The sequence below is a fragment of the Achromobacter ruhlandii genome, from assembly GCF_902859695.1.
Lineage (GTDB): Bacteria > Pseudomonadota > Gammaproteobacteria > Burkholderiales > Burkholderiaceae_B > Achromobacter > Achromobacter ruhlandii.
The window spans coordinates 52,047-68,998 of the sequence record NZ_CADIJL010000018.1; the positions used below are offsets into that span (position 1 = coordinate 52,047).

Here is a 16,952-nt window from a genome sequence, read left to right on the forward strand (position 1 = left end):
CTCAGGCGCTGAGCGTGTCGTACAGCTCGACGTGGATGCGGGCGACGCGCTCGATGTTGAATTCGCGTTCGGCCAGGGCGCGGCCGGCCGCGCCCATGGCCTGGCGCAAGGCGCTGTCGCCGGCCAGCCGGGCGATGGCGTCCGCCAGCGCCTGCGGGTCGCGCACCGGCACCAGTAGTCCGGTCTTGTCCGGATCGATCGCATCGCGGCATCCCGGCACGTCGGTGGTGACCACGGCGCGCGCGCAGGCGGCGGCCTCGATCAAGGACTTGGGCAGCCCTTCGCGATAGGACGGCAGCACGGCGATGTGCGAAGCGGCGTACAGCCGCGGCACATCGTTGCGCTCGCCCAATGCCTCGACGCAGCCCTCCGCCTGCCAGGCCTGGACCTCGGCCGGCGTAGCCGAGGCCGGATTGCCGGCATCCACGCCGCCCACCAGCCGCATCGTCACCGGCATGCCGCGTTCGCGCAGCAAGCGCGCGGCCTGCACGAATTCCTGCACCCCCTTGTCGCGCAGCAGGCGCGCCACCATGGTCACCACCACCGGCGGCGCCGGCGGCTCGGGCTGTGCGCGGTATTGGTCCAGATCGACCCCGGCGCCACGGATCAGCACCACCTGTTCGTCGCGCACCGCGCCAAGCGACTGCAGCAGGTCGCGGTCGCTGCGGTTCTGGAAAATGACGCGGCTGTTCCGATGGCCCAATGCGAGCCGGTACAGCCGCGCCACCACCGCCCGCACCAACCGCATCTTCAGCGAATTGGACAGGAACACGAAGCCCAGCCCGGATATCGCCGCCACCATGCCCGGCACCCGCGCCAGCCGCGCGGCAATGCCGCCGTACAGGACCGGCTTGATGGTCACCAGGTGCACCACCTGTGGCCGCAGGCGCCGGAACAGCCGCCACAGCGCCACCAGCGTGCCCAGCTCCTGTAACGGGTGCTTGCCGCTGCGCGTCATCGGAATGACGTGGTGGGTCATGCCCAGCGCCTGGATCTCGGCCACCGCGGGGCCGTCCATCGTCGCCACGTGCACGTCATAGCCGGCGCGCTGCGCGGCCAGCGCCACCGGCACCCGGTGCGACATGAAGAAGGCCGGGTTGTTGACCACGAACAGCAGACGACGGGCGGCACTCATGCCGATGCTCCGGAAAGGCGGCGCCACACCGCGATGTAGTCCCGCACCATGCGGGCCAGGTCGAAATTGGCCAGCACCCGGGCGCGGCCGGCCTCGCCCGCACGCCCCTGCCCGCGCGAGGCCACGTCGCGCAGCGCGGTCTCGATGCCGCGCGCCAGCGCCTCGGGCTGCTCTGGCGGCACCACCACGCCGGTATCGCCGACGATATAGGCGGCGTCGCCCACATCCGTCACCACGCAATAGACGCCGCAGGCCATGGCCTCCGCCACCACATTGGGAAAGCCTTCCGCGCAGCTGGACAGCACATGCAGGTCCAGGCCGTTCATCACGGCCGGCACGTCGTCGCTGGGCCCGGCCAGCACCAGGCGTTCGCGCAGGCCGAGCTTGTCGACCAGCGCCATCAGTTCGGGGTTATCGATCGTCATGCCGCGCCCCACCAGCACGCAGCGCAAGCCGGCGTCGCGTCCGTCGCGCACCAGCGCCGCGACCGCGCGCAGCAGATTGGCGTGGTCTTTCAAGGGATCCCAACGCGCCACGCAGCCGATCACCGGCACATCGCCGTCCAGGCCCCACTGGGCGCGCACCCGCGCGCGGGCGGCCGCATCCGGCGCGTAGCGCGACAGGTCATAGCCATTGGAGATCACCGCCATGCGATCGCGGCGATAGCCCTTGGCGGCGTGGCGCTCGGCCGCGTCCTGTGCGGCGCACACGATCGCGCCCGGCAGCACGCCCGACAGCAGCGCGCAGGCGCGCAGCACCATGCGGGCCGAGCGGCTGCTGCGCTCCAGGTGGGCGCCGGAATTGCGGATGCCCCAGGCCACGGCGCGCACACCCGCCAGGCGGGCCGCCAGGCCCCCGATCAGGTCGGCGTGATACATCCAGGTCTGCACGGCATCGGGCCGGGCGCCGGCGATCAGGCGGCGCAGCGCCATGAAACCGCCCAGCGTGATCCGGCCCCGCGGCATGCCCAGCGCGTGCACCGTGACGCCGGCGGCGCGCAGCCGTTCGCCATAGATGCCGTCGTCGGTCAGCGACACGACGATGTGCTCGACCTCCTGCCCGGGAAACGTGGCCAGCCGCCACAGCACCGATTCCGCGCCGCCCTGGCCCAAGCCGGTGATCACGTGCACGACGCGCAATGCGGCGGCGCTCATCGCCCTTCCCTCACGGCCTCGAACAACTCGTCCCATTCGGTCAGCACGCTGGCCAGCGCATAGCGCTGGCGCACCGCGTCGGCGCCGCGCTCTCCCAGTTGCCGGCGCAATCCCACATCGCCCAGCAGGCGGCGCAGGGCCTCGCGCAGGGCATCGCGGTTGCCAGCGGGCACCAGCAGGGCGTCCTGGCCGTCGCGCGTCATTTCGCGCGGACCGCTGGGGCAGTCGAAGGCGGCGCAGGGCAGGCCCAGCGCCATCGCTTCCAACAGCACATTGGGAAAACCTTCCACCAGCGAGCTGAGCACGAAGGCCTGGCCCCGCGCCAGTTCGTCCCAGGGCGTCTCGGTGCGGCCCGGCAGGCTGACGCGCCCGTCCAGGCCGAGGTTCGCGACCTGGCGCTCCAGCGCGCCGCGCTCGGGGCCCTCGCCCCAGATGCGCAGGTTCCAATCGGGGAATTCAGGCGCCAGCTGCGCGAATACGTCGATCAGCAGGTCGAACTGCTTGTCGGTCACCAGCCGCCCCATCGCCAGCAACGTGCGGGGCGCGTCATCCTCGCGCTGGACGACCCGCGGCGCGTCCAGCAAGGGCGCCGGCAGCGGGTTGGGAATCACGGCCAGGCGCTTGATGCCCGGCACCTGGCGCGAGAACGGGCCGGCCGTGTCGGCCGCCTGCACCGTCACCATGTCGGCGCGCGGATACAGCAGGCGGCGCAGCCGGCGCCAGACCGTGCCGGTGGTGGTTTCGGCGACCGGATTGGTGCGCTCGCAGACGATCAGCGGCACGCGCAGGCCGCGGGTGGCCAGGATGGCGGCCACGTTGACGTTGGTCAGGAACGACACCACCGCGTCCGGCGCCGTGTCGCGGATGTGGCGGCGCAGCGCCAGCAGGCGCCTGAACGCGGCCATCGGGCCGGAGACGCGCGTGCCGGCCAGATCCGCCAGCCAGGCGAGCCTGACCTTGTCCGACAGCGGGTAGAAGCAGGTGCCCTTGGACGAATAGGTCGGCGTCAGGGTGACGTCGTCGCCGCGTTCGGCCCACGCGTTGACCAGCGTGGCGGCCACGCGCTCGGCGCCCCCGGCATGCATGGAACTGACCAGCATCAGTATCTTCATTCGTCAGCGACTCCCAACCGATCCTCCCTGTTCGCCACCGGCGCGGTAGCGGTCCAGCCAGGCCTGCATCATCAGCACGCCCCACAGATGGCTATCCCAATTGCGATGTCCGGACACGTGTTCGCGCCACTTGCGCAGGATGGGTTCGGGCTCGAACCAGCCTTCCTGGCGCAGGCGCGCCGGATCCAGCAGCGCCTCGGCCCAGTCGCGCAGGGGGCCGCGCAGCCAGGCCGCCAGCGGCACGGCAAAGCCGCGCTTGGGCCGATCCACCAGCGCCTGCGGCACGTGGCGGTACAGCACCTGGCGCAACAGCCACTTGCCGGTGGCGCCGCGCACCTTGTACTGGTGCGGCAGGCTCCAGGCGAATTCATAGACGCGGTGATCGATCAGCGGCACGCGGGTCTCCAGGCTCACCGCCATGGCGGCGCGGTCCACCTTCACCAGGATGTCGTCCGGCAGATAGGTCACGGTATCGAGCTTCATCATGGATTCGAAGGTCGAGCCGCGCATCGCCTGCGCGAATTCGGACACCGGCTCCACGCCGCCCTTGACCACGCGCGCCGGGTCCGACCAGTACGACACGAACAGGCGGTAGAAATCGCCGCGCGAATCGGCGCGCAGCAATTCGCCCAGCTTGCCGACCTTGCCGCGCCAGGCGCCGCGCCCCGGCAGGTGGGTCGAGGCGCTGAGCAGCGCGCCGGCCGGCGTGCGCAGCAACGACGGAATGCGCTCGCACTTCTGCCACCAGTTGTTGACGCGGAAATAGCGCGAGTATCCGCCGAACAGTTCGTCGCCGCCGTCGCCGGACAGCGCCACCGTGACGTGCTGGCGCGCCATGCGCGTCACCAGCGAGGTCGGGATCTGCGACGAATCGGCGAACGGTTCGTCGTACATGTCGGCCAGGTTCGGCACCACCGCCAGCGCATCGTCGGCGGTGACGTACAGCTCGGTGTGGTCGGTGCCCAGGTGCATGGCCACCGCCTTGGCGTGCTGCGCCTCGTCGTAGCCCTTCTCATGGAAACCGATGGCGAAGGTGCGCACCGGCTGCGAGCTCTGCGCCTGCATCAGCGAGACGATGGTGGACGAGTCGATGCCGCCCGACAGGAACGCGCCCAGGCTGACGTCGGACAGCATCTGGCCGCCCACGGCCTTGGACAGCACGCCTTCGAGCGCGTCGGTGGCCTGCGCGTCGGACTCGAACGACAGCAGCGATTGCGCCGCGGTATCCGCGGCGTCGCGCGCCGACCAGTACACGCGCGGTTCGGGCATGCGGCGGCTGCGGGTGTCGTCGGCGGTGAATTCGATCCAGGTGCCCGGGGGCAGCTTGGCGATGCCTTCGTAGATGGATTGCGGCGCCGGAATGTAGTTGTGCCGCATGAACGACGCCAACGCATTGCGGTTCAGGTTGCGGCCGAACCCGGGGATCGGCATCAGGCCCTTGAGTTCCGAGGCGAACACCAGCTCGGCGCCCGAGTAACCGTAGTACAGCGGCTTTTCGCCCATGCGGTCGCGCGCCAGCACCAGCTTGCGCGAGGCGCGGTCCCACAGCGCGATGGCGAACATGCCGACCGAGGCCTGCAGCGTCGCCTCGATGCCCAGCGCGGTGAAGCCCGCCAGCAGCGTCTCGGTATCGGAATGGCCGCGCCAGGACGGCGCCAGGCCCGATGCCTCGAGCTGCTGGCGCATGTCCATGTGGTTGTAGATCTCGCCGTTGAACACCATCACGTAGCGGCCGCAGGCGGACACCATCGGCTGATGCCCGGCTTCGGTCAGGTCCTGGATCGCCAGGCGCACGTGCGCCAGCGCCAACTCGGCGCCGGTGTCTTCCCAGAAGCCGTTGCTGTCCGGCCCGCGGTGGCGGATGCGCCGGCAGCTTTCCGCCAGCACTTGCGCCTTGTCACCCAGGGGGCCCCAAATTCCGACAATTCCACACATGATTTTCAGGTTCTCGTGGTCACCGCAGCAACGGCATGGCGCGCGGCCTAGCGGCCCGATCCGCGCACACCGTCAAAAAGTTCTTCCCATAGGCCCAGCACCCGCTCGGCGGAAAAGCGCTCGCGCACCGCCGTGGCCGCTTGCGCCATGCGCCGGCGAGCCGCCTCATCGCCCATCACCGCATCCAGCTCGCGGCACAGCGCATCGACGTCGCCATTGGGCCGCACCAGCACGCCATCAACGCCTTCGCGCACGATTTCGCGCGGTCCGGTATCGCAGTCAAACGCCACCGCGGCCAGGCCACTGGCCATCGATTCCAGCAAGGTATTGGACAGCCCCTCGAAGCGCGACGTCAGCACGTACAGGTCGGCGCTTTGGTACCAATCGCCCACGTTGCCCGCGCGTCCCGGCAGGCTGACCCGCTCCTGCAAACCGGCCTCGCGCACCTGCGTTTCCAGGGCGCGGCGCTCGTCGCCCTCGCCCAGGATAACCAGATCCCAGTCCGGATGCGACGGGGCCAGCCGGGCATAGGCGCGCAGCAGCAGGTCAAAGCCCTTGTCGGCGTGCAGCCGCCCCACCGCCAGCAGGCGCTTGCGGCCGTCGCCCGAAGGCGGCGCCAGCGCCGGCTCGCCCTTGGGCAATGGCCAATGCACCGGATTGGGGATCACCGCCAGGCGCGAGCCCGGCACATGCTGTTCGAGCCATTGGGCGGTGCCGCGGGTCAGGGCCACCACCCGCGCGGCGCGCGGATAGGTCAGGCGCCGCAGGCGCTGCCAGAAACCCGACAGGGTCTGCGACGGCGGATGGGTATGTTCGGTGGCGATGACGCGGCACGACAGCCCGGCGCAGGCCAACACCGACAACACCGATGCCGTGGTCATCATGCCCAGCACGATGTCGGGCCGGAACGCCTTGATCACGCGCCGCAGCGCCCGCACGCGCTGCACGTTGCTCCAGATGCCGCGCAGGCCCCCGCCCTCGCCCGCCGTATGCAGCACCTCGCGCCGCACCTTCGGGTGCAGCGTGTAGACGTCGCCCTCGGCGCCAGCCTGGGTCACCACCATGACCTCGCGGCCCATGCCGGCCCAATGCGCGCTCAGGTCGGCGGCGACCCGTTCGGCGCCGCCGCCGTGCAGCGAATGGATGAACAGCAGCACGCGTTGCGGGCGGCCGGAAGCGGAAGCGACGGGCATTCAGTCGGCCTCTTTGGGTTCGGCGCGGCGCAGGGCCACTACCAGGTAGCAGGCATAGGACAGCACATACATCAGGCTGGTCGCCAGCATGATGCCCGCGGCCCCCATCTTCGGCGCCAGCACGGTGTTCAGCGCCGCTTTCAACGCGAAATTGCCGACCGCGATGGCGGCCATGATGCGATAACGGTTCTGGCTGGCCAACAGCTGCACCAGGATCAGCACGCCGAAATAGAACGGCAGTTGCAGCAGGCCCCAACGCAATACATGCGCCACGGCCTCGGTATTCTCGGCGGTGAAGGCGCCGCGCTGGAACAGCACCGCCACGCCCCAGGGCGCAAGCACCCAGCCGATCGCCACGGCGACGCCGCCGGCCGCCACCATCAGCACCGACCATTTCAGCGCCATGCCGCGCGCGCGCGCCGTGTCGCCACGCGCCTGCACGTCGGCCAACACCGGCAGCGCCGCGCGCCCGACCGACACCGCGCCGATGCCCAGCAGCAGCGACAGCAGCCGGCTGGCGTAGCCCAGCGTGGCGTTGGCGTTGGCGCCCAGGTTGGCGGCGGCGTACTGGTCCAGCGGGCCGACGAAACTCATTGCCACCTGGCCGATCAGCATCACGCCGGCCGCGCCCATCAGTTCGGGCCAGTGCGGCGAACGCAGGGTCAACGCCGGCGCGCCCCAGAAGCCGCCGTCGGCGCGCGCGGCCAGCCACGCCAGCCAGGCGGTCTGGATCGCGTAGCCCACCAGCGTGCCCCACAGCAGCGGGCCGACGCTGTCGGCACTGGCCGCCAGCATCACCCACGCCAACGTCGCCACCGCCGGCACGCTGTCCAGCAGGGTGTTGACGTGACGTTCGTGCGCGCGCAGGCGCGCCGCGCTGATGCCCGCGACCAGCAGCAGCGCCGCGACCGGCGCGAAGCCCAGCAGCAGCTCGCCCGTCATGTCGCGCACCCGGGCCGACAGGCCCTGGCCCAGCATGCCAACCACTTGCGGCCAGGCAAACCAGGTCAGCGCGGCCAGCGCGATCCCGGCCGCGGCCACCCAGCCCTGCAGTTCACGGATGAATTGTTCGCGTTCGGCGGCCTCGGCGCGGCGCAGCCGCACCAGCACCGGGATCAGCACCACCGACAGCACGCCCACGATGGTGACCGGCAGCCAGGTGGCCATGGTCATCGTGAACTGGTAGGCGTCGACGGCGTCGCTGACGCCGTAGCGGTACGCCACCGCCATCTCCTTGACGGCGCCGGCGGCCTTGCCCAGCAGCAGGAACACCGCCACCCGGAACGCGCCTTTGAAGATGCGCTGGTGGTCCGGGTGGATGTTGCCGAGTTTGCGGATGAGTGCTTTCAAATCAACGCAGGAATTGCGTGTACCAGGGCATCGCCACTTCCAGGCCCTGCAGCACCGTGTGCGTGGGTTGGTAGCCCAGCAGGCGGCCAGCCTTGCTGACGTCGGCCTGCGAATGGCGCACATCGCCCGCGCGGAAATCGCCGTAGACCGGCTGTTTGCCATAGGCCACGTTCTGGTTGCCCAGCGCCCGCACCAGGAAACCGAACAGGTCGTTCAGGGTGCTGCGGCCGCTGACGGCCACGTTGTAGACCTGGTTGCGGGCTTCGGGCGGCGCCATCGCGGCCAGGATGTTCGCCTGGACCGCGTTCTCGACGAAGCAGAAATCGCGGCTGGTCTCGCCATCGCCGTTGATGGTGACGTCTTCGCCCTTGATCATCGCGGCGGTCCACTTCGGGATCACCGCCGCATAGGCGCCGTCCGGATCCTGGCGCTTGCCGAACACGTTGAAATAGCGCAGGCCGACCGTCTCGAAACCATAGGAACGCGCGAAGACGCTCGCATACAGCTCGTTGACGTACTTGGTGACGGCATACGGCGACAGCGGATTGCCGATGTTCTCCTCGACCTTGGGCAAGGCCGGGTGATCGCCGTAGGTCGAGCTGGAAGCCGCATAGACGAACGACTTGACCTCGGCGTCGCGCGCGGCCACCAGCATGTTCAGGAAGCCACCGATATTCACCTCGTTGGTGGTGATCGGGTCCTTGAGCGAACGCGGCACCGAGCCCAGCGCCGCCTGGTGCAGCACGAAGTCCACGCCCTGCGTGGCGCGGCGGCAGGCTTCCAGGTCGCGGATATCGCCTTCGATGAACGAGAAGCGGGCCCACTGCTCGGCCGTGACCGAGCCGCGCACCTCATCCAGATTGCGTTGATAGCCAGTGGCGAAGTTGTCCAGGCCGACAACGGTCTGGTCCAGCTTCAGCAGCGTTTCCAGCAGGTTGGAACCGATGAAGCCGGCGCAGCCGGTCACCAGCCACTTGCGCGGCGCGGCGGAAAGTTCCCGGGTGACAGTCTCGAAACGTGTGGTCATGCGACGTCCTCCTTACAGGCGCAGATCGGATTCGGCGGGCGACAACACGTACTTCAGGTCATAAAGGATGTGTTCCGGCTTGCCCAGCTTGCGGATGCCCTCGGCGCCCAGGTCCTTGAACTGGTGGTGCGCCACCGCCAGGATCACGGCGTCGTACTTGCCCGCTTCCGGCTTGGCCACCGGTGTGATGCCGTATTCATGCACCGCCTCTTCGGGCTCCACCCACGGGTCGTACACGTCCACGTCGACGTTGTAGTCGCCCAGTTCCTTGACGATGTCGACGATGCGGGTGTTGCGCAGGTCGGGGCAGTTTTCCTTGAAGGTCAGGCCCATCACCAGCACGCGCGCGCCCTGCACGTGGATGCGGCGCTTGGTCATGGCCTTGACCAGCTGCGACACCACGTAGCTGCCCATCGAGTCGTTCAGGCGGCGGCCGGCCAGGATGATCTCGGGGTGGTAGCCGATCGACTGCGCCTTGTGCGTCAGGTAGTACGGGTCCACGCCGATGCAGTGGCCGCCCACCAGGCCCGGACGGAACGGCAGGAAGTTCCACTTGGTGCCGGCGGCCTGCAGCACGGCTTCGGTGTCGATGCCCATCTTGTTGAAGATCAGGGCCAGCTCGTTGATCAGCGCGATGTTGACGTCGCGCTGGGTGTTCTCGATCACCTTTGCGGCCTCGGCCACGCGGATGCTGGCGGCCTTGTGGGTGCCGGCGGTGATGATCTGCTTGTAGAGCTGGTCCACCAGCTCGGCCACTTCCGGCGTCGAGCCCGAGGTGACCTTCTTGATGGTGTTGACGCGGTGTTCCTTGTCGCCCGGGTTGATGCGCTCGGGGCTGTAGCCGGCGTAGAAATCGACGTTGAATTTCAGGCCCGACACGCGCTCCAGCACCGGCACGCAGTCTTCCTCGGTGGCGCCGGGGTAGACGGTGGATTCGTAGATGACGATGTCGCCGCGCTTGAGCACCGAGCCGATGGTTTCACTGGCCTTGACCAGCGGGGTCAGGTCGGGCTGCTTGTACTCGTCGATCGGCGTGGGCACGGTGACGATGAAGACGTTGGCCTGGCCCAGTTCGGCGCGGTCGGCGGTGTAGGTCAGCTGCTTGGCTTCGGCCAGTTCGGCGTCGCTGACTTCAAGCGTGTGGTCGTGACCAGCCTTCAGGGCATCGATCCGGCGCGTATTGATATCGAAGCCGATGACCGAGCGCTTCTTGCCGAATTCCACCGCCAGCGGCAGGCCGACATAGCCCAGGCCGACGACCGCGAGTTTCACATCCTGAATACGCAACATAACTCTCCCTTCACCGTAAAACGATTACGGCATTTTAAATATGGTCGGGGTGATGAATGAATGAACGGGCCCCCGGCGGAGATCGCCGGGGCGCCCAACACTTAATCGGCTCGCAAGACGGATGGCAACAGCAGCCATCCGGGACGGCGCCAGGACACCAGTCGCGCATACAGCCAGATATAGACGCCGGCGAACACCAGCAGGCTGGCGCTGAGCGCCCAGGCGTTGTCCCACCAGATGGTGGCGGGCACCAGCCCAATCAGCGCCAGCACCCACATGTAGGGTGACGCCAGGGCGTTGCACAGCGCCGGCACCGCGTGGCGGCGACCCCGGCTGAAGGTCACGCGCACCAGGCGGCGGAAGACCAGTTGATGCAGGTGCAGCGCATCCGGCTGGTCCACCGGCACGCCGCGCTTGAAGCGCCGGCGCCAGATCGAGAAACCGGTTTCGAAGACGGGGTAGAACAGCACCGCCAGCGCATAGAACGGCGACACCGACGGATTGCGCACCACCAGCAGCACGGCCAGCTCGGCCAGCATGAAACCCAGGAAGTACGCGCCGCCATCGCCCAGGAAAACCCGGCCGAACGGGAAGTTCCAGACCAGGAAGCCAAGCGTGGCGGACGCCAGGGCCGCGGCCACCAGGAAGATCGGCACGTCGCCCACCTGCAGCGCGACCAGGCTGATGGACACCGCCATCAGCGTCGCGACCATGCCGGCCAGGCCGTTCATGCCGTCGACGATGTTCAGGGCATGGGTACAGCCGCCCACCGCGAACATGGTGAAAATCAGGGAAACCGGCCAATAGGACAGGACGTAATCCACCGGCGCCATGCCGACGCGGCTGACTCCGCCCAGCAGCCACCAGGCGATCGCGGCGGATGCGAAAGCCGCCAGCAGGCGCTTGCTGGCGCCGATGTCCTTGGTGATGTCTTCGAGCAGACCCGCCACGAACACCGGCAGCGCCGAGACGAACAGCGCCGGCCAGAGCCAGGTCAGGGTCATGTTGTCGGGCCCGAGCACCAGCAGGCCCATGAGCGTGCCCGCCAGCACGGCCAGTCCGCCCACGCGGGGCGTGGCGCGCGAATGGTTCGCTTGCGGTTTGTTGAGATCGCTGTCGCCGGTGAAGGCGCCATGCCAGCGCTCCGACGCCACGATGAGTCCCCCCACCATGAACGCGACCACGCATATGTACAGCCAGGTCACAGGGTCACCTCTGGTTGGTCTATCGAGACAGGCCGGCCATTATCAATGGCAGGTGTAACGCCCATATATGGGAGGGATAAGGAAGTGCAAATCACCGGGACAGAACGTAACGCCCGCGGTCCGGATGGGCGCCTGTGCTGGCGTCCCCGGCTGGCCGGGCAGGCTGCAACGTGGACACCGACCCGCGGAAATACGAATTTCATGGATTGATTGTAGAACTTTCCGCCCCCGCGCACGTGAAATATCCAAGGGAAAACGCGAAGCCCTCGCCCGGACAGGCATGCCCTTGCGGACCCGGATCGGCGTGGATTTCTTCATAAAAAAGGGACAGATTGTTTTTGCTCAAAAAAAAGCCCGAGATCGTGAGATCTCGGGCTAAATCCACCAAAGGAGGAGGGTGGAGGAGACAACCGTGGCATGTTGGGAGCGGCTTTCGCTCGCTGCGCTGTCGGGGTTTGGCACCGCGCCGACTGCGTTTCAACATCCGATGAGATGCATAGTATCGGGTTTTTTTGTGCGATGCAAGATTTTTTTTGCCCCCTGCCCTTCAGTCGTTTTGGCGTTGCATTTTTGCCGCAACGGCGCGCGCCATCGCCCGGAAAGCCGCGCCCAGCAATGACCTTCGGAAACGGAGGGTTATTGCCGAACGGGTTAACCCCTTGCGGACTTACCCTAGCCTTTGCCGGGTAATCCCGCCCTATGATTTGCACCAGAAAGGTGCATGTGGCACCAATTTGCGGCAATTTTTGCGCATTGCAACATTTCGCTGCCCCACCTTGTGGCGTGCCCGCGGTTCAGACCCAGTACGCCGTGGTCGTCATGACCTTGGACATGGCGCGCATGGCGGCCTTGACAGGCGCGGGCAGCGGCACGCCGCCCGCCGCCTCGGCGCTGGCGCGGTGCTGCGCCTCGTCGTCCTTCATTTTCTGCACGATCTGGCGCGAACGCGCGTCCTGCTCGGGCAGCGTGCGCAGATGCCCTTCCAGGTGCGCCTCGACCTGTTTCTCGGTCTCGGCCATGAAACCCAGGTTGCGCGGCGCGCCCGCGTAGCCGGCCAGCAGGCCGAGCGCGAAGGAACCGGCGTACCAGACCGGATTCAGCAGGCTGGGCCGGCTGCCCAGTTCCGACAGGCGCTGGTTGCACCACACCAGGTGGTCGACCTCTTCGCCGGCGGCCTCCAGCAACAGGGCGCGCGGGCCCGGCTCGCGACACACGGCCGCCTGGCCGCGGTACAGCGCCTGGGCGCAGACCTCGCCCACGTGGTTGACCCGCATCAGCCCGGCGGCGTGGCGCTTTTCCTGGGCCGACAGGGTGTCGGGCGCCTCCTCGGCGGTGGCCGGATTGGGTCGGCCGGCGCTGGCGCTGCCGGACAGCACGCGCAGGGCGCGGTCGGCCTCGGCCAGCAGCGCGTCCAGGGGATTCGAACGGCGCAGGAAAGCGGTGGGCGCGGAGGGGGACAGGGTGGGGGACATGGACAACTCCTGGATTGGGGCGCACACCCCTGACGCGGGGCGGGGCTCTCATGCCTGGAATTGTACGCAACGGGTATCATCAGCCATTGACTGCGCTCAAGCACAAAGGACCTGACAAATGGAATGCACGATCGACTGGGGCGGCCCCAATGGCATGCTGTTCACCGCCAGCACCGGCAGCGGCCACGTGGCCGTGATGGACGGCGCGGTGGACGGCGGCGGCCACAACCTGGCGCCCCGCCCCATGGAAATGCTGCTGGCCGGCACCGGCGGCTGCACTGCCTATGACGTCGTGCTGATCCTCAAGCGCGGCCGCCACGCCGTGACCGGCTGCAGCGTCAAGCTGCAGGCAGACCGCGCCGATGTCGACCCCAAGGTGTTCACGCGCATCCACTTCGCCTTCACCGTCACCGGCCGCAACCTGCCGCGCGCGGCGGTCGAGCGCGCCGTGCAGCTGTCGCACGAGAAATACTGCTCGGCTTCCGCCATGCTCGAAAAGACCGCCGAACTGACCTTCTCGGTGGACATCGTCGATACCCAGGAAGCCCCCGCGGCCGCCTGACACGAGCCCGTTGCCGGCGCCACTTCAGCCTTTTCTGATTCTGTACCCATGAAACAATACCTGGACCTCGTTCAATCCATCCTGGACACCGGCGCGTGGCAGGAAAACCGGACGGGCATACGCACGCTGAGCATGCCGGGCGCCTCGCTGCGCTTCGACCTGCAGCAGGGCTTTCCGGCCGTGACCACCAAGAAGCTGGCCTTCAAGTCCGCCATCGGCGAAATGGTCGGCTTCCTGCGCGGCGTGCGCAGCGCCGCCGAGTTCCGGGAGCTGGGTTGCAAGGTCTGGGACCAGAACGCCAACGAAAACGCCCAGTGGCTCGCCAACCCGTACCGCGAAGGGCCGGACGACCTCGGCCCGGTCTATGGCGTGCAATGGCGCCAGTGGCCGGCCTACAAGCTGCTGGACGCCGGCCGCGACGGCCAGATCGCCGACGCCCTGGCGCGCGGCTACGCCAAGGTGGCCGATGTGCAGGAAGGCGGCGCGCCCAAGGTGCTGCTGTACAAGGCGGTCGACCAGCTGCGCCAGTGCCTGGACACCATCCACGAGCGTCCGGGCGACCGCCGCATCCTGTTCCATGGCTGGAACTGGGCGCAGATCGAGGAAATGGCGCTGCCGCCCTGCCACCTGCTGTACCAGTTCCTGCCGAACGCGACGACGCGCGAGATTTCGCTGTGCCTGTACATCCGCTCGAACGATGTCGGCCTGGGCACGCCGTTCAACCTGACCGAAGGGGCGGCGCTGCTGCACCTGGTCGGCCGGCTGACCGGCTACACGCCGCGCTGGTTCACGTACTTCATCGGCGATGCCCACATCTATGAGAACCACCTGCCGATGCTGCGTGAGCAACTGACCCGCACGCCGCACGAGGCGCCCCGGCTGGTGCTGTCCGACCGCATCCCCGATTTCGCCCAGACCGGCCGCTACGAGCCCGAATGGCTGGAAAAGGTGGAACCCGGCGATTTCTCGCTGGCCGGCTACACCCATCACGCCCCCCTCACCGCCCCCATGGCCGTCTAGGACCACTTCCGATACGCCCGCCGGGCAACGGGCGCGCCTCCGCCTGGCGCTGGTGAAGATTGGTGAGCATCTGGAAGCGCGTTTTCGGTATAACCCATCCCTTAGCCTCGGACGCGCGTCCTGCAAGCCCTGCGCGCCGTCGCTGCTGAACGGCCCTTGCCGCGCCGTGCCTGCCACTCGCCGCGCGACCGGACAATCCCGCCGGTCCCGCCGACCGCCTGCAGGGCGGCGTCGCCTCCCCCATCCAGACAAGAGAGTATGTGAATCGCCAGCGTCGACAGCAGGATTCCCTTGCGGCCTAGTTGCAACCGTTGACTACTAATTGATTTGAATTGAGGCCGGCGCGGCGGCTGTATGCGCTCAGGACAGGACCCCAAAAATGCTCGTTGGAACATATAACCCTTCGCTCGTCCTCGTATCCCTAGGGGTGGCCATCCTGGCGTCGTACACGGCGCTGGGCATGGCCAACCGCGTGCGGGCGGCGAGCGGACTGCCGGCGGCGCGTTATTGGCTGGGCGGCGGCGCGCTGGCGATGGGCATCGGCATCTGGTCCATGCATTTCGTCGGCATGCTGGCGTTCAACCTGCCGATCCCGATGGGCTACGACCTGCCGCTGACGGTGCTGTCGCTGGCCATCGCCATCGGCTGCTCGGCGTTTGCGCTGTGGATCGTCTGCAAGGACGATCTGCCCTGGCCCCGGCTGCTCAGCGGCGCCCTGCTGATGGGCGCCGGCATCGCCGCCATGCACTATATCGGCATGGCCGCCATGCGCATGATGCCGGGCATCGTCTACGACCCGGCCTGGTTCGCCCTGTCCATCGCGATCGCGGTGGCGGCCTCGGGCGCGGCGCTGTGGATCACCTACCGCCTGCGCCACGACGGACCGCGGGTGGCGCTGTCGCGGCCGCTGGCGGCCGTGGTCATGGGGCTGGCGATCGTCGGCATGCACTACACCGGCATGGAAGCCGCCGGCTTCCCCGCCGGCAGCATCTGCATGGCGGCCGACGCCGGCATCTCGGCCGGCTGGCTCGCCATCGCCGTGACGGCCGTCACGCTCAGCGTGCTCGCCATCGCCCTGGTGGTGGCCGTGCTGGACAACCGCCTCGAAGCCCGCACCTCGGCGCTGGCGTCATCGCTGGCCGAGGCCAACGAAGAACTGGTGCAACTGGCCCTGCACGATACGCTGACCAAGCTGCCCAACCGCATCCTGCTGGAAGACCGGCTGGAGCAGGCCATCGAAAGCGCCAGCCGCCGCAAGGGCTATTTCGCGGTGCTGTTCTTCGACCTGGACGGTTTCAAGGCGGTCAACGACGCCTATGGCCACCACACCGGCGACGCCCTGCTGATCGACCTGGCCCAGCGCATCCGCCAGACCCTGCGCACCCAGGACACCGTGGCGCGCCTGGGCGGCGATGAATTCATCGTGCTCAGCGAGGTGGTGGAACCGACCGACGCCGCCAATGTGGCGGACCGGCTGATCGAGGCGATCGCCCGCCCCGTCATGGTGTATGGCCACGAAGTGCTGGTGACCTCCAGCGTCGGCATCGCGATCTACCCCAACGACGGCGAGGACACCCACGCCCTGCTGACCAACGCCGACGCCGCGATGTACCACGCCAAGCGCCTGGGCGGCACCGGCTACAGCTTCTTCGAGCCGTCGATGAATGCCGACGCGCACGAACAGATCGAGTTGCTGCACGACCTGCGCCTGGCGCAGGAGCGCAACCAGTTCGTGCTGCATTACCAGCCCAAGTACGAGGCGCCCGCCGGTCCCATCATCGGCGCGGAGGCGCTGCTGCGCTGGAACCACCCGACCCGCGGCCTGGTGGGGCCGGACCAGTTCATCCCCACGGCGGAAAAGACCGGCCTGATCCTGTCGATCGGCGAATGGGTCATCAACGAGGCCTGCCGCCAGATGCGCGAATGGATCAACGCCGGACAGGGCCACTGGACCATCGCCGTCAACATCTCGGCGCTGCAGTTCGCCCATTCCGGCCTGGTCGAGACCGTGCGCGGCGCGCTGGCGCGCCACGACGTGCCGCCGACATGCCTGACGCTGGAAGTGACGGAATCGACCGCGATGCGTGACGCCGAGGCCAGCCTGACCGTGCTCAAGCGCCTGTCCGGCCTGGGCGTGACCATCTCGATCGACGATTTCGGCACCGGCTACTCCAGCCTGCTGTACCTGAAGCGCCTGCCCGCCACCGAACTGAAGATCGACCGCGGCTTCGTCAACCAGCTGGACAACGACAACGAGGACGCCGCCATCGTCTCGGCCATCGTCGCGCTGGCGCAGCAGCTGAATCTGCGCATCGTGGCCGAAGGCGTGGAGACCACGGCGCAGCAGAAATTCCTGACGGGACTGGGGTGCGATTCGCTGCAGGGCTTCCTGTTGGGCAAGCCCATGCCGGCCGACGAATTCCTGGAGCACGCCGCCGGTTGATCCCGCGCGCGGCGCATCCGCGCCTGCCGCCTGTCCGCGCCGCTCGACGGCGGC

The 16,952-nt window shown here is 68.1% G+C and carries 13 protein-coding genes; 3 read left to right on the forward strand and 10 right to left on the reverse strand.

Features of this window, described 5'->3' with window-relative positions:
- Window position 1: 1 nt before the first annotated feature.
- From HV742_RS20450 to coq7, 10 genes are all read right to left on the reverse strand, one after another.
- Window positions 2-1,135: a glycosyltransferase family 4 protein gene (locus HV742_RS20450; protein ID WP_175146239.1), complete on the reverse strand. Its 1,134-nt coding sequence runs from the start codon at window positions 1,133-1,135 to the stop codon at window positions 2-4.
- Window positions 1,132-2,289, reverse strand: coding sequence for a glycosyltransferase family 4 protein (locus tag HV742_RS20455; protein WP_175146240.1), 1,158 nt, complete (start codon window positions 2,287-2,289; stop codon window positions 1,132-1,134). Before HV742_RS20455 ends, HV742_RS20450 begins: the two co-directional genes overlap by 4 nt.
- Window positions 2,286-3,401, reverse strand: coding sequence for a glycosyltransferase family 4 protein (locus HV742_RS20460; protein WP_175146241.1), 1,116 nt, complete (start codon window positions 3,399-3,401; stop codon window positions 2,286-2,288). The genes HV742_RS20455 and HV742_RS20460 overlap by 4 nt, the downstream gene beginning before the upstream one ends.
- A gap of 3 nt (window positions 3,402-3,404) precedes the next feature.
- Window positions 3,405-5,336, reverse strand: a complete 1,932-nt coding sequence (gene asnB / locus HV742_RS20465; RefSeq protein WP_175146242.1) for an asparagine synthase (glutamine-hydrolyzing) — start codon at window positions 5,334-5,336, stop codon at window positions 3,405-3,407.
- A 47-nt stretch (window positions 5,337-5,383) separates the two neighbouring features.
- On the reverse strand, window positions 5,384-6,529 hold the full coding sequence (locus HV742_RS20470) for a glycosyltransferase family 4 protein (protein WP_059272585.1): 1,146 nt from the start codon (window positions 6,527-6,529) through the stop codon (window positions 5,384-5,386).
- Window positions 6,530-7,879: a murein biosynthesis integral membrane protein MurJ gene (gene murJ / locus HV742_RS20475; protein ID WP_100507549.1), complete on the reverse strand. Its 1,350-nt coding sequence runs from the start codon at window positions 7,877-7,879 to the stop codon at window positions 6,530-6,532.
- 1 nt (window position 7,880) lies between these two features.
- Entirely contained in the window at window positions 7,881-8,906 is a 1,026-nt protein-coding gene (locus HV742_RS20480; protein ID WP_049076206.1) for an SDR family oxidoreductase, read from the reverse strand.
- A gap of 12 nt (window positions 8,907-8,918) precedes the next feature.
- Window positions 8,919-10,196 carry a Vi polysaccharide biosynthesis UDP-N-acetylglucosamine C-6 dehydrogenase TviB gene (gene tviB, locus HV742_RS20485; protein ID WP_049076207.1) on the reverse strand — a complete coding sequence of 426 codons (1,278 nt, stop codon included), beginning with the start codon at window positions 10,194-10,196 and terminating at the stop codon, window positions 8,919-8,921.
- A 101-nt stretch (window positions 10,197-10,297) separates the two neighbouring features.
- Window positions 10,298-11,401, reverse strand: coding sequence for an MraY family glycosyltransferase (locus HV742_RS20490; RefSeq protein ID WP_049076208.1), 1,104 nt, complete (start codon window positions 11,399-11,401; stop codon window positions 10,298-10,300).
- Window positions 11,402-12,195: 794 nt separating this feature from the next.
- The gene (gene coq7, locus HV742_RS20495) at window positions 12,196-12,873 is read right to left on the reverse strand and encodes a 2-polyprenyl-3-methyl-6-methoxy-1,4-benzoquinone monooxygenase (RefSeq protein WP_049076209.1); all 678 of its coding nucleotides are present in this window, start codon (window positions 12,871-12,873) and stop codon (window positions 12,196-12,198) included.
- Between the two features lie 118 nt (window positions 12,874-12,991).
- Here coq7 and HV742_RS20500 point away from each other — a divergent pair, with 118 nt between their 5' ends.
- The 3 genes from HV742_RS20500 to HV742_RS20510 all read left to right on the forward strand — a co-directional run bounded on the left by HV742_RS20500 (window position 12,992) and on the right by HV742_RS20510 (window position 16,898).
- Window positions 12,992-13,435 carry an OsmC family protein gene (locus HV742_RS20500; protein ID WP_006391405.1) on the forward strand — a complete coding sequence of 148 codons (444 nt, stop codon included), beginning with the start codon at window positions 12,992-12,994 and terminating at the stop codon, window positions 13,433-13,435.
- A gap of 48 nt (window positions 13,436-13,483) precedes the next feature.
- Window positions 13,484-14,455 (forward strand): thymidylate synthase, encoded by a 972-nt coding sequence (locus HV742_RS20505; protein ID WP_054414990.1) that lies wholly within the window; start codon window positions 13,484-13,486, stop codon window positions 14,453-14,455.
- Window positions 14,456-14,834: 379 nt separating this feature from the next.
- On the forward strand, window positions 14,835-16,898 hold the full coding sequence (locus tag HV742_RS20510; protein WP_049076216.1) for a putative bifunctional diguanylate cyclase/phosphodiesterase: 2,064 nt from the start codon (window positions 14,835-14,837) through the stop codon (window positions 16,896-16,898).
- Window positions 16,899-16,952 lie beyond the last annotated feature (54 nt).